This window comes from Bacillus daqingensis, from assembly GCF_042654445.1.
GTDB classification, from domain to species: Bacteria; Bacillota; Bacilli; order Bacillales; family Salisediminibacteriaceae; genus Alkalicoccus; species Alkalicoccus luteus.
Genome location: NZ_JBHSGK010000005.1, coordinates 166957 through 179118, shown reverse-complemented (window position 1 = coordinate 179118; position 12162 = coordinate 166957). Strand labels below are relative to the sequence as shown.

Below are 12162 nucleotides of genomic sequence, written 5' to 3'. Positions count from 1 at the left end.
TCCTCCAATTATATTATGAAAAGTAGACGCATATTTTCTGATTGTTTATTTCCTGCACTTGAAAATCCATGTCGTAAATGCGTTTCAAGTGCTCCGGGTGAATCACTTCCCACGTGCGGCCTTCCTTTACCACGCGGCCTTCCTTCATTGCCACAATGTAGTCAGAATAGCAGGACGCGAAGTTAATATCGTGCACGACAAGCACCACTGTCTTACCCAGCTCATCCACGAGCGAGCGTAGTACTTTCATCACCTGCACAGAATGCCGCATGTCGAGATTGTTTAACGGCTCATCCAGTAAAATATAGTCGGTATCCTGTGCGAGAATCATGGCGATAAAGGCCCGCTGACGCTGTCCTCCGCTCAGCTGGTCCAAGTATTTATCCTTCATGTCCTCCAGCTCGGTAAACGCGATCGATTCAGCGACGACATTTCGATCTTCTTCATTCAGCCTCCCCTTCGAATAGGGAAAGCGGCCAAAGGAGACAAGATCCTGGACAGACAAGCGCACATTCATCTCGTTCGTCTGCTTTAAAATCGACATCTTTTGTGCCAGCTCGTTTTCTGCAAAAGCCTCCATCGGCATGCCGTCAATCGAGACAGAGCCGCCGTCTCGTTTCAGCAGTCTGCTGACCATCGAGAGAAGCGTACTTTTCCCCGCGCCGTTCGGCCCGATAAAGGTCGTCATCGTTCCTGTCTGGATCGATGCCGTCACGTTGTCGACAACCGGTGTATCTCCGTACTGTTTTATGAGTGACTCCGCTGCGATCATGTTTTCCTCTCCTTTAGGATCAGCCAGAGAAAGTAAACTCCGCCGATAAAGTTGATAATGACGCTGAGCGTCGTGGAGAACGTAAAGACGTGCTCTACGACGATTTGTCCGAGAATCAGCGCTCCCATTCCCGTGAGCATACCGGCCGGCAGCAGCCACCGGTGTTCATGCGTACGCATCATTTCATAGGTGACGTTTGCGACAAGCAGCCCGAGAAACATAATTGGCCCGACAAGCGCTGTTGCGATGGAAATGAGTGCGGCGACGAGAATGAGAAGCTTCCGTACGATCCGATCATAGGCTACGCCTAAATTAACCGCGTGATCCTTGCCGAGCGCGAGTACGTCGAGATAATCACGCCAGCGCCAGCCAATGAACGCCAGACCTGCAAATGCGGTGCCGGTAAGCAGAAGCAGATCCGTCTGCACTCGCTGAAAGCTTGCAAACATGCGGTTTTGAACGTTTTGAAATTCGTTTGGATCCATCAGCACCTGCATAAACGTCGAGAGACTGGAGAAAAAGGTTCCGAGCACAAAGCCGACGAGCAGAAGGAAGTAGAGCTGGCGCTTCTCTCCTTGAAAAAGCAGCTTGTAAAACAGAAACGAAAAACCGATCATCGCCGCTGTTGAGAGCAGAAAGTTGATGTTTCCCTGCACCATGACGTAGCTGAGCGAGCCGAACACGAAAATAATAAACGTTTGAATCAGCAGATACAGCGAATCCAGTCCGATAATATTCGGAGTCAGAATCCGGTTGCCCGTGATCGTCTGAAACACGATCGTTGAATAGGCGATAGCAGCACCGGTCAATGCGAATGCAGCGAGCATCCGTCCCCTTCTCGGCAGCACATATTCCCAGTTTCCATCTGCGCCGATCGTCAGAAAGAGGAGAGAGAGAACCGCCACCAGGATCGTTATCAGCATTAATTTCCACTTAGAGTCCATAGCGGTGCCTCCTTAACAGAAGATAAAGGAAGAGCCCGCTGCCGATCACGCCGACGGTCAGCCCAATTGGAATCTCATACGGATAAATAATCGTTCTTCCGAACAAATCACAGATGAGAACAAAAACAGCTCCAAACAGTGCCGTGTACGGCAGGTTTTTGCGCATATGGTCTCCCCGGAAAATTGAGACGATGTTCGGCACGATCAGGCCAAGAAACGGAATCATACCGACTGTCAAAACAATCAGAGAGGTCATCACTGCCGTCAGCACGAGGCCGAGATTGACGACGGTCCGGTACGAGAGCCCGACATTTTTAGCAAAGGATTCTCCCATGCCGGCAACGGTGATGCGGTCTGCGTACAGATATGTAAACGCGACAATCGGAATCACAAGCCAGAGCAGCTCATACTGCCCGCTGATCACTGTGGCAAAATTTCCCTGCAGCCACGCCGACATGTTTTGAATGAGGTCATACCGGTAAGCAAAAAATGTCGTAATCGAGCCGAGAATATTTCCGAACATAAGACCGACGAGCGGAATGAATATTTTATCCTTTACTTTGACCCGCTCCAAAATAAACATGAAAATAAAGGTGCCTGCGACTGCAAACGATACGGCAACAGAAATACGGACGAGCGACGAGGCCCCTGCAAAGCCGATCATCGACACAAGAATACCTAGACGGGCCGCGTCCATCGTGCCCGCCGTCGTTGGGGATACGAACTTGTTCTGGGTCAGCTGCTGCATAACGAGCCCGGCAATCGCCATGCCCGCTCCTGCCATCACAATAGCTACGAGCCTCGGGAACCGGCTCGACCAGAAAATCTGCTTCTGCTCCTCTGTCATCTGTCCAAGATCGAAAAGCGACAGGGAACTGACGCCGATAAACAAACTTGCAAAGGAGAGGGCACACAGAAGCAGAATCACATAACGCAATTTCATGGTGCTCCTCCTGACAGGCTGCCTGAACAGCCCTGATGCATTTCCGCGGAAAACACACTTTTGATAATGAGATTCATTCTCAATGACTAGTCATCGATTATCTTACTCCCGACTTACAAAAAGTGCAAGCAAAATCCGGAAAATTGTCAGATGAGACGTAACTGATTTGTGTTTCAGGTGTCTGTTTAGTTCATTTCAAATTGTATGAATTGCATAAAAATGCAAAATGAAAAACAAGTAAAATCAATCAAAAACGTTTTCTTACAGAGAATATGTACATCAAAAAACAAACTCTATTTATACACACTTTCATTCAATAATTTCATGAAAAGCGTAATGATTTCGCCTTGTAATTTTTTTCGCTTTACATGATAAAAAGGGTGTATACTATCCGATCGTGATGAGAATCAGACTGGATTTTTCACTGAGAACAGCTTGTTTAGCCTCAACAAAAACACCGCCCGCTTTTTCAAAGCGAACGGCGTTAAGTATGATTTTGGCTATACCTGCTGCTTTTGCAGCAGGTCGTGAAAGGCTCCGTTCTTTTCTTTGGCGAGCGTCTGGTAGCCTCCCTGCTGAATGACCCGACCGCCTTCCAATACGAGCACCTGGTCCGCGTGTCGAATCGTGGATAAACGGTGTGCGATAACAATAACCGTCATGCGGCCGCGCATGTTTTCCAGCGCCTGCTGGATTTTCTGCTCGTTGTCGGAGTCGAGTGCGCTCGTGGCCTCATCCAGAATCAGTACCGGGGTCTGCCGCAGAATTGCCCGTGCCAGCACGAGCCGCTGCCTCTCCCCGCCGGAAAGCCGCACGCCGCGGTCGCCAAGCTCCGTATCAAGTCCGTCCGGCAGCTTCTGCACGAATTCATCGGCCGCGGCAAAGCGGAGCGCTTCCCACATCTCTTCCACTGTCGCATCCGGCTTTACGAGCCGAAGGTTGTTGCCTACTGTACCGTGAAAAACAAACGGATCCTGGGGTACATAGCCGACCGACTGGCGAAGCCCTGGAATCATTTCATTCGTTACACGCTGTCCGTCTATCGACATCTCTCCCTGCTGCGGGCGGTGCAGCCCAAGCAGCACATCAATCAGCGTGCTTTTTCCTGCACCCGATTTACCGACGACCGCTGTTGTCCTCCTGGCCGGTATTCTGACAGACACATCCTTTAGGGCAGCTTTTCCGCTCTCATAGGAAAAGGACACATGCTTGAGCGCAATACTTTCATCGATAGCAAGCGGCTGAGCCACTGTTCCCTTCGGCCATTCGCGTGCCTGTTCTGCCTCCTCTGTCACTTTTCTGACTTCCCGGAAAGACGGCATCCTCGTGCCGAGCTGCTCCAGTCCATCCTGCAGACCCGTTACACGCGGCCAGAGCCGAGCGAAAATGACAATAACGAGAAGCAGCTGTGCAGTCTGTGCCTGAAAGAGACTGACCGCCGCAAAAATGACCAGTGCCGTCAGAGTCGTTGAAGCCAGTTTATAGTACATGCGTGATTTTGTTTTTACTTTTGTAAACTCCACCTGCTCCTGCTTCATGTTCTCCGTTACCCGCTCAAACCAGGTTAACCGCGACTGTTCCAGCGCATTGCTTTTAACGTCCTTCATCCCGTTCATATGATCCGTAATGCCAGCCATATATTCTTCACCAAGCGTCAGATTGCGTCCGCCAAGCTCCATGGACCGTCTGACAAAATGTCTTGAAAACAGCAGCAGCATGACGCCGGACACGATGACGAAAAGCGTTATGGACGGAGCCAGCCAAAAGGCAACTGCAATTTGAATGCCTGTAAAGACGAGTCCGGACATAAGCTGCAGGAAGGAGTGTGCTCCTGTACTCGCTTTCGCCGTTTCTGCTGTCAGCGTATGAAGCAGATCGGAATTCCGATGCTTCATAAAAAATCGCCAGTCTGCGTGCAGAAGTGCTTCGTAAATTCGAACTCGTACATAGCGGAAATACCCGTGCTGAAGACCCGCATGCTGAATTTCCACAAACCGTGCGAGCAGCTGCTGGGTGGTGACGAGCAGCACATACAGGATCAGGATCCCTGGCAGACCCCCTACCAGCTCCGGCAGTCTTTCCAAATAGGTGAGAAGCGACGCCACTACCGTGCTTCCGCCCTCAAAGCTCATAACGCCGGTCAGGCTGATGAGCGGTATTAGCAGCAGCACGGCCGCCCCGTCGAGCAGACTCATGATCCCCATGACAAACATCGTGCCGTACAGCTTCCATCCAGCATAGTCGTGCATCTGTTTATAAAAATATAATAAATCCTGCACGCTCCATCAGCTCCCTTCTGCCGGCGAGGCTCGTCTCGATCGCCGCCACGCCCATAGAAACGGCCTGATCGGCACGTAAAGAAAGTGAATTCGCTCCGGCAGCGGCAGCAGTTTGACATCTTCCGGATATGGATAAAAGAAGCTCGCTGCAAGCAGCATTTTCCTGCGCCATGACAGCAGACTTCGTTGATATGCTTGATGATAGGAAGCGGTTTCACGTGAAACATGCTCAGCGTGCAGTTCAATATCCCGGTACATGTAATAAAAAGCCTGCTCAGCAAGCACCGTTGCCTTTCTCCCCATCAGCCATCGCTTCTCATGAACCGGCAGCGCCGTGCCAAAGCAGGCACCGCTAAGAATCAGCGCGGAGGCACCGATTGGATGCAGATCTCCCATCACCTGTTTCACGAGGCGGAAATCAAGCTTTCGCTTCATCAGCTGGTGAATATCATACAGCCAGCGCAGCCGCGACCATCCATGTCTTGCGCCGTGCACGCTTAAAAAGCTGAACAAATCCTCGTTTCCGAGCACCGGCACTGGTACGCCCCCAAGCTTTTCCGTCTGGCTTCTATCTGCAAGTTCGCGGAAGGCGGGCTCTTTCCCAGGTCCTGGATGAAGCCGCCAGTGAAGCTCCACCTTAACGTCGGTATGGGAATGATAAAACGTGCGATGATGATGACGCCACTTCCAATCCGGGAGAACCGTCGAAAAGTAGCAGTTCTCCTCGTAACCTTCGCTCCGGAGCAGGCATGCCGCCATATCAAGTGCCTCAGGCGGAACGAGCATGTCGATGTCGCTCGTCATTCGCTGCCCGGTGTCTCCATACAAAAGACTGGCCAGCGCCGGACCTTTCAGCATCAAAAGCTCCACCCCCCGCTGGTTAAAAAGCTGCGCCAGCCGGGATGTTTCCCCTGCCAGACGCAGCGCGAAAAACATATGCTGCAAACGCAGCGGCTGAAGTGCAGCAGTCAGTCGTTCTTCCTCATGTCCGGAAAGCACTGCTGCAAGCTGCGGGACAAGCCGGTGATGGACCGCGGCTTCCAGCAGGGCTTCCGTATCTGCTTCTGTCATTGCAGGCTTTTCGCCGCGCAGAGCCGCTGTGATCCATTCTGTTTCAACTTGGATTCGTTTTTCCTGCATGAGAACGGGCTCCTTCCTCTGCTTTCGGTACGGCAAACGTCGTTAACACGGTATACTGTGCTACATCATCTGCACCTGTAATATACCAGGGACCGCTTCTCGTCCAGGCATGGGCGACAAATTCTCCTGCGTCGTTACGAGCGGTGCCGAGATAAACGGTGACCGGCATTCCTCTCCGCTTCAGCATCTGAACGGCAGCGCCTGCCTTGACCAGGCATTCACTTTCCCAGAAGGCATACCTGCTCATCACCTCTATTGCCACTGCGATGCTTCCTGCCTCTCTTTTGGCTACCTCGTCTTCTACCGGTGTCTCCTGCTGAATCGTACCGAGACTTGCCTGAATGCGGCCATGCTGCCGGTACTTCAGCCACCTTGCACGCGCCAGCTCTAGATACGCTTCGAGCATCAGTTTTTTTACGTACGGATCCATCCTGCGCCAGCTTTGCCATCGGCGCTTGATTAAACCACTAGTCCTGAACAACGATCAGACCCTCTTTTCGCAGGCTTTGCAAAAATGCTTCTGTTTCCTGTTGGCAGTCTGCTTCTGATACGTCATATTCACGCATCAGCTGTGCCGTGATCGACTTCGCCGTATTCGGCTCCGCGAGAAGCTCCCAGATTCGTCCGCCGACTTCCCCAAAGTTGTAGTATTTACCATTTGCGGCACTGAACATGACTTTTTCATCACCCATATCGCTGACGATATTACCAGCCGCCTGTGTCATATACGGCTCGGTCACTTGCTTTTCGATCATATTCTTCCTCCCCTTTCAGCCGGTCTAATACCGCTTCAACGACTTCGTCTGCAGAAAATCTGTTGATCGGCCTTCTTAGCGTATAGACGGGAATGCGGCCTGCAACTGCAGATAGTGCGCGAAAGTGCCAAAACGAAAAACCAGCAGGCTCAATCACAAATTGACGGTACGTATTTCGGTACAGCAGTTCCAGCTTTGCCAGACCTGTTACTTCTACAAGGGTAATCTCTTCCGTATCAGCAGGAACAAGCTCAACAATCGTCTGCATCGGCACCGGACTGCTGTGAAAATGCTCCTGAACAGGAATGTTGAATTTTTCTTCCCGTTCGACTACATGTTCCAGTCCCTCAATCGTCTGTCCGAACTGCTCCAGTGAATTCAGCCACATTTTCTGCTGCGGATAAGCAGGAAATATGAGCGGATCTGTTTCGTTCCAGTGCACCGGTATTACGTCATCGCTCAGCAGCCTGGCTCCTTGCTTGATAAAAGCGGCTGCGGTGGTAGATTTCCCCGCTCCTGAATCGCCGGTGATGATAATGCCCATATTCTGCAAATATAATGCGCTTCCGTGCATCGGCAGTATTTCCCGCTGCATCAGAATCAGTCCAAGACAGCTCCCCATCACGTACAGCCGGATGTAGGCATCTGTTGCTCCTTCCGCCCGTTCATATCCGATTTCACGGCCTGAACGGATCGAAAAAACACCCACTCCCTCGATTTGAAACAAAATCTCATTTCTCTCATAGATAAACATATCCTGCCCGGCCCTGCTCCCCCATTTATCGGACAGCTTCTCTTTACGGACGTGAACGTCTACAGCTGAGGCTGACGGATTTGGAAGCAGCCCCTTCAGCGAAATATCGCTCTGTATATTCATCCCGAAGGCATGATAATCAAATAGTGCCGGCTCCATTTCCGTCTCCCCCCTTCTGTCTGCTGCCTGAGCAGCGCAGCAAGATTATGTTTGATCAGCTTCCTACTCCTGGCGGATTGTTACAAGAGGCATTTGACTGTCCGTCATGTGTTTCGTGCCGGCCTTCCGATGCTTCAAAACAGTCCGGGTTCGCGTTACCTGGTCCGTTCATTGTCATGCGGATATCCAGAACGTCCATTGCTGGTGTTTTCCATGCTTTCATCACTCTCACCTCCTTTCAGCCTGCTGCAGAAACTGATTCAGGATCATGCTTCTGCTGATTATTTTAAAGTCAGCCGTTCCGGCGTAAGCCGGCTCGGCTTTCTCAGGCATCCTGTCTGCTGTTTCTATGAACACAGCCGGATCAACATAGCGGAAAAGCCGGTTATTCTGTTTAAGAGCTTGCACTTCCTCCCGCCACTTCTGCCAGTTGTTCTGCATGCGCCAAACTGTGTCGATTCCCTGAATCCCCCGTCCTTTCTGGAAACGGATTGCATCAGGAAGAATCCCTTTTGTCGACCTGCGAATCAAGGAGCGCTCCAGCCCGCCGGTAACGTACTGCTCTTCCGGAATCGACAGACAAAACTGGATCAGGCGAACATCGTTCGTCGGATCCATCTCCCTGATTCCGGTATACAGAGAGAGGTGGGTATTGGCATTTCCTGTGTTATTCCAGAAATAATCAGCTGTGTAGTAATGCCTCCGAAAGTCGCGCAGCTCATGCTTCGGCAAGCCCCCAAGCGGAACGCCGTAGTCGCTTAGTTTGTCATGTATATGTGTACGGAAGGCGAGATCCGGATGAATCCAGTCCGGAAACAAGTCCGGATGTTTTTCGGTTTTAAACAGCCTCTTAAAAATAAACGGATAGACCACACGTCTGCCGGTACGCTCCTGTCTGCAATAGGCCTGCATTTCACGATCCAGCTGCAGCAGTTTCATCTGCTTCAGCAGCGTTTCATAATAATAGTAGGTCAGACGATGCGATCCCCATGAGACCGAATGGTTACCGCGTGCCCCGGTGAGCATTACAGCAGCTCCTTCTTTTGCTGCCTGCCGCTGCACGCCTTCCAGCCAGAAAAAATTTTCGATAAATTTATATGGCGATTCCAGCAGTTCGATATGCTCTGCTATTTTTTCAAACGGATCAACGCCGTTAAATGACAGCTTTTTAGAATCGATATTGCCACTGAAGTCAGCGGTTAAATTAATTCCCCTCGATTCGTCAGGCTGATAATAAACGTCTGTCCAGTTGTCAAACCCTTCAGCTGGAACCATGCTGTACGTCTGCAGCGGTTCGTTCGTATGGGCGGCGGCGATGCTAGCCACCGTTCCGGAATCCAGTCCCCCACTTAGATGCGAGGCCACTTTTTTCCTCGTACGCATTTTAGAGGTGACTGCCTCTGTCATGATTTCCCGGAATGCCTCTTCATAAGCCGCATCAGACGAGAGCCTGATCTTATAATCCGGATCGATCAGCTGATATGGGGAAATGCTGACCCGGCTGCCCTGAAAAGTGAGGACAGAAGACGGTGGAACCTGCTGAATATCCTTGTAGACGGTCATATTCATATCCACTGCATCAATCATCGAAGGAATCGCGATAAATTGGGCCATCCAGCTGTCGTTAATATCGCGGCTCACTCCATCTCTACCTTGTAGAAGCGATTTGGTGGTTCCGAATGCCAGTGTGTCCCCTTGATGAACGTAATAGAGGGAGCGGGTCCCTGAAAAATCCCGGAACAGTGTGAGCTTTCTCTCTTGGTTATCCCACACCGCTCCGGCAAAACTCCCATGCAGATGCCGCGGCAGCTCTGCACCCCACTTTGCAAATGCGTGCGCAAACAGCTCTGCTTCTGTTATCTGCCGCTGTTCGGCTGCATCAATTGATAATTTGTGAAACAGCTCCCGTCGATTGTCGATCAGCGCATCTGTAAGGACGAGATAGCGTCCTCTGAACCAGAGCGGCAAACGTTCCCCCGGCTGCTCTTCCGTGATCCACTGATGGGCACAGGCCATGAAGATTGTTTCCTCCTGCATAAAGTGAACGGCATCAGAGACGAACCGGTTCAGCTGGTGCAGCATATATTGTTTTTCAGATTCCTGCTGAGCTGGTCCGATTACGCCTGCCAGTGCACTCATGCCAACCGCCCCTTATTGTGCGTTTTAAAGAACAAATAAAGTAAAATAAATGCAAACGCGCGCCAACACGTTCGCTTTACAAAATCGATTTGCAACTAAATTCTTAATAACGAACAACTTATGTTCAATTTAGCACCATATGTAACTGCTGTCAACTAAATATTCAGAAAAAAGATTGTTGAAAATTCTCTTAAAATTGAACAGCCGTTCGTTTTATGAGCTATTCACAAAGAACGTTATAACGAACAACTATTCATAAATAACGGTCTGAGCGGATTGACTCAGACCGTTCACTTTCCTTTTACTGCTTATGCTCCGAAATATAGTCAATATTCTGCTGTAGACCTTCCATGTCAATACGGCCGAACGGGCCGCTCTGCCGCTGCACGAAAAGCAGCCTGTTTTCTTCATCTAACAAGAAGACTGCCGGCTCTCCATGAATTCCGTGATCGCTGTACATGCTGTTCTCATCGTCGTGCTTATAAACACCATAGTCCTGGAGCATTTGCATGTTCTCATCTGCAAGGACCGGGAACGGATAGTTGTGCTTATGCTGAAAGCCTTCCAGCTTTTCAAGCCTGTCGCTCGATACAGCCGTAATCCACACGTTCTGATCAGACAGCTGTTTTTGGCTTTCCTTCAGCTCCTTCAGTGATTTCTCGCATGCGGGGCACCAGGAGCCGCGGAAGTAATAAATCAGCCTCCAGCCCGGTCGCTCCTCTTTATCCTTCTCAAGCTGATACGTGTCGCCTGTTACAGCGGGAAGAACAATATCCGGTGTATGATAGCCTACTAACAGATTTTCCATCCTTTCACCTCAGTGATTGTGACGTGATGCTTTCTTTCCCGTTATTTCTCACACTTAATCATGAAGGCTTTTACCAGCATCAGTGTCAGACGGATACCCTATGCAGCCAGGTTAGTTCTCTTCATTCAAGCAGTATGATGAAGCGCTCGCTGTCAGTCTTATGAATCAGTCACACTATTTAAGCCGTCATTCTATGATTAGTCTAGACGTTCTATTTCCCGGGAAATAAGAGCGCCAATTTCCCGGAGCGATGAACGAGATCCATACGAACCGTGATGACGGCCATTGCTGTCTGCAGCGCTTCCTAGCCCAAGAAATTGTTCCCCAGGCTTCGCATAAACAAACACAGCCGAAATACCGCACAAGCTCCCAGTTCCAAATGATACAGCTGGATAATCGGATACTTGCTGCACCCTTTCCTGATTTACCCCGGGCAGTGCCTGAATCACATCCGCTCCGAACACCCATATCTGACTGGGCTTCAACCAGTCAATTCGCTTCTGAAACAACGCACGTATTTCCTCCAGCTGAAACAACGCTTCTTTCAGGCCGGTTGCCCCCATCCGCTTCTTTGTCGCAAATGGAACATAGTCCAAGTGATAGACCGATGCCGAATCCCCGTAGTAGCTGTATCCTGCTCCATTCATGAACCCTTCCATCTTTGCGCCGTTCTTCTTTCCAAACCAGTTTGTGTACACGTTTCCGGAGAGAAAATACTCGTTCAGCTTCCGAACAGCCTGCTCTGCCTCCGTTTTTGCCCAATCGATAGCCTTCTGGTTGGTATGTTTCTGCGGGAAGCGGTTCGCTTTGTCAAAATCCCGTGGAGACGGGTTCACGCCAACTGTCAGAACCGGGCGCACGGGCCCGAGCCAGAGGAGCGGCACAGCCTGCGGCAGTAGAAGCTCCGGGTATATCTCTGTAAGACGGTCCTGAAGCTGAGCCGCCTCGTCCATCAGCTCTCGTTCCACTGCCTGCACCTCCTTCATAAAATACTCCAGCCAGGCTTGCTGCCCGGCTGGAGCTGTTTTGTTTCGTTTATTTGTCTACTTTGTTGACCTGGCCTTCAAGCGTCATGTCTTTATCCGTGCGGTCGTCGATTTTCATCGTCGTGACAACCCGCTTTGCGTTATTTTTCACTTCGTTCAGGTGAATCACCTGGGCAACATCGAACAGTTTATCGATGTCTCCTTCCACGATCGTTGACGTTGGTGTGACCTGATACTTGAGACCGTTCTGCTCAATAACTGCGACAGCTCGATCGACATCGTCTTGAAAGCTTTCTGAACCTGTTCCTACTGGTACTACGCTGATTTCTAAAAGTGCCATAGTCAACTTCCTCCTTTTAACGTCTTGTTAAAAAGACTATTGCCATTTCTCATCCTGTTTAAACATTCGTCTCTGATCGAGAGGAATCCAAGGCCCGTTCAGGCACCATACAGCTTAGATTCGAAACGCATCAGAAAAAGCCG

The 12162-nt window shown here is 50.5% G+C and carries 13 protein-coding genes; all 13 read right to left on the bottom strand.

What is annotated here, in order from left to right; all coding sequences use genetic code 11:
* Positions 1-13 precede the first annotated feature (13 nt).
* Complete coding sequence (locus tag ACFO4L_RS07230) at positions 14-772, bottom strand: iron ABC transporter ATP-binding protein (RefSeq protein WP_377909021.1); 759 nt, start codon at positions 770-772, stop codon at positions 14-16.
* Positions 769-1716, bottom strand: a complete 948-nt coding sequence (locus tag ACFO4L_RS07225) for an iron chelate uptake ABC transporter family permease subunit (protein ID WP_377909020.1) — start codon at positions 1714-1716, stop codon at positions 769-771. Before ACFO4L_RS07225 ends, ACFO4L_RS07230 begins: the two co-directional genes overlap by 4 nt.
* Positions 1706-2659: an ABC transporter permease gene (locus tag ACFO4L_RS07220; protein WP_377909019.1), complete on the bottom strand. Its 954-nt coding sequence runs from the start codon at positions 2657-2659 to the stop codon at positions 1706-1708. Before ACFO4L_RS07220 ends, ACFO4L_RS07225 begins: the two co-directional genes overlap by 11 nt.
* Positions 2660-3159: 500 nt before the next feature.
* Entirely contained in the window at positions 3160-4938 is a 1779-nt protein-coding gene (locus ACFO4L_RS07215) for an ABC transporter ATP-binding protein (RefSeq protein WP_377909018.1), read from the bottom strand.
* A gap of 6 nt (positions 4939-4944) precedes the next feature.
* Positions 4945-6078 carry a nucleotidyltransferase domain-containing protein gene (locus ACFO4L_RS07210; RefSeq protein ID WP_377909017.1) on the bottom strand — a complete coding sequence of 378 codons (1134 nt, stop codon included), beginning with the start codon at positions 6076-6078 and terminating at the stop codon, positions 4945-4947.
* Complete coding sequence (locus ACFO4L_RS07205) at positions 6053-6508, bottom strand: lasso peptide biosynthesis B2 protein (RefSeq protein ID WP_377909016.1); 456 nt, start codon at positions 6506-6508, stop codon at positions 6053-6055. The genes ACFO4L_RS07210 and ACFO4L_RS07205 overlap by 26 nt, the downstream gene beginning before the upstream one ends.
* 37 nt (positions 6509-6545) lie before the next feature.
* Positions 6546-6833 carry a lasso peptide biosynthesis PqqD family chaperone gene (locus tag ACFO4L_RS07200; RefSeq protein WP_377909015.1) on the bottom strand — a complete coding sequence of 96 codons (288 nt, stop codon included), beginning with the start codon at positions 6831-6833 and terminating at the stop codon, positions 6546-6548.
* On the bottom strand, positions 6784-7746 hold the full coding sequence (locus ACFO4L_RS07195) for an aldolase (RefSeq protein WP_377909014.1): 963 nt from the start codon (positions 7744-7746) through the stop codon (positions 6784-6786). Before ACFO4L_RS07195 ends, ACFO4L_RS07200 begins: the two co-directional genes overlap by 50 nt.
* A 55-nt stretch (positions 7747-7801) precedes the next feature.
* On the bottom strand, positions 7802-7969 hold the full coding sequence (locus ACFO4L_RS07190; protein WP_377909013.1) for a paeninodin family lasso peptide: 168 nt from the start codon (positions 7967-7969) through the stop codon (positions 7802-7804).
* A 5-nt stretch (positions 7970-7974) separates the two neighbouring features.
* The gene (locus ACFO4L_RS07185; RefSeq protein ID WP_377909012.1) at positions 7975-9885 is read right to left on the bottom strand and encodes an asparagine synthase-related protein; all 1911 of its coding nucleotides are present in this window, start codon (positions 9883-9885) and stop codon (positions 7975-7977) included.
* A gap of 301 nt (positions 9886-10186) precedes the next feature.
* Positions 10187-10693 (bottom strand): peroxiredoxin family protein, encoded by a 507-nt coding sequence (locus ACFO4L_RS07180; protein ID WP_377909011.1) that lies wholly within the window; start codon positions 10691-10693, stop codon positions 10187-10189.
* 197 nt (positions 10694-10890) lie between these two features.
* On the bottom strand, positions 10891-11661 hold the full coding sequence (locus tag ACFO4L_RS07175) for a hypothetical protein (protein ID WP_377909010.1): 771 nt from the start codon (positions 11659-11661) through the stop codon (positions 10891-10893).
* A 67-nt stretch (positions 11662-11728) separates the two neighbouring features.
* Positions 11729-12019 carry an MTH1187 family thiamine-binding protein gene (locus tag ACFO4L_RS07170; protein WP_168007102.1) on the bottom strand — a complete coding sequence of 97 codons (291 nt, stop codon included), beginning with the start codon at positions 12017-12019 and terminating at the stop codon, positions 11729-11731.
* Positions 12020-12162: the final 143 nt, after the last annotated feature.

What these genes read in the sequence shown, in the direction of transcription:
- ACFO4L_RS07170 (WP_168007102.1), bottom strand. Translation starts at nt 12,019, where the DNA reads ATGGCACTTTTAGAAATCAGCGTAGTACCAGTAGGAACAGGTTCAGAA.
- ACFO4L_RS07185 (WP_377909012.1), bottom strand. Translation starts at nt 9,885, where the DNA reads ATGAGTGCACTGGCAGGCGTAATCGGACCAGCTCAGCAGGAATCTGAA.
- ACFO4L_RS07220 (WP_377909019.1), bottom strand. Translation starts at nt 2,659, where the DNA reads ATGAAATTGCGTTATGTGATTCTGCTTCTGTGTGCCCTCTCCTTTGCA.
- ACFO4L_RS07190 (WP_377909013.1), bottom strand. Translation starts at nt 7,969, where the DNA reads ATGAAAGCATGGAAAACACCAGCAATGGACGTTCTGGATATCCGCATG.
- ACFO4L_RS07230 (WP_377909021.1), bottom strand. Translation starts at nt 772, where the DNA reads ATGATCGCAGCGGAGTCACTCATAAAACAGTACGGAGATACACCGGTT.
- ACFO4L_RS07225 (WP_377909020.1), bottom strand. Translation starts at nt 1,716, where the DNA reads ATGGACTCTAAGTGGAAATTAATGCTGATAACGATCCTGGTGGCGGTT.
- ACFO4L_RS07195 (WP_377909014.1), bottom strand. Translation starts at nt 7,746, where the DNA reads ATGGAGCCGGCACTATTTGATTATCATGCCTTCGGGATGAATATACAG.
- ACFO4L_RS07210 (WP_377909017.1), bottom strand. Translation starts at nt 6,078, where the DNA reads ATGCAGGAAAAACGAATCCAAGTTGAAACAGAATGGATCACAGCGGCT.
- ACFO4L_RS07180 (WP_377909011.1), bottom strand. Translation starts at nt 10,693, where the DNA reads ATGGAAAATCTGTTAGTAGGCTATCATACACCGGATATTGTTCTTCCC.
- ACFO4L_RS07205 (WP_377909016.1), bottom strand. Translation starts at nt 6,508, where the DNA reads ATGGATCCGTACGTAAAAAAACTGATGCTCGAAGCGTATCTAGAGCTG.
- ACFO4L_RS07200 (WP_377909015.1), bottom strand. Translation starts at nt 6,833, where the DNA reads ATGATCGAAAAGCAAGTGACCGAGCCGTATATGACACAGGCGGCTGGT.